This is a genomic window from Deltaproteobacteria bacterium (assembly GCA_005879535.1).
Classification (GTDB): Bacteria; Myxococcota; Myxococcia; order Myxococcales; family 40CM-4-68-19; genus 40CM-4-68-19.
In genome coordinates, this window is record VBKI01000082.1 from 128,481 (window position 1) to 128,840 (window position 360).

General features: G+C 74.2%; 1 protein-coding gene. It reads left to right on the top strand.

Features of this window, described 5'->3' with window-relative positions:
- Nucleotides 1-50 precede the first annotated feature (50 nt).
- Nucleotides 51-360 (top strand): hypothetical protein (locus E6J58_19595; protein ID TMB34052.1); only part of this gene is annotated, 310 nt, incomplete at its 3' end.

A 360-nucleotide genomic window follows, 5' to 3' on the forward strand; every position in this document is an offset into this window, starting at 1 on the left:
CGGCCGAGGCGGCGCAACAGCTCCAGGCGCTCGTCGATGACCTCCAGCCGGTGCGGATCGCTGCCCGCGCGGCCAGCGTACCGGGCCAACGTCCGGCCCGCCTCGTCCATCTCGGCCGACGCCCCTCGCACCGCCGCCGCGACCGCCGCCAGCGACGGATCGATCCCCGCCAATTCGTCCAGACGCTTGCACGCACGCGAGGCCGCCACCACGGCCGCTTCGTCACCCGAACGGAGGAGCGCCTCCGCTTCCTCCGCGCCACCACGGAGCTTCTCCGCCGCGGCCAGCACCCGCCGTTGTTGCGCCAGCGCTTCGTCCTCGCCGGCCTTGGGGTCGGCCTTCTCCAGCTCGTCGAGCTGA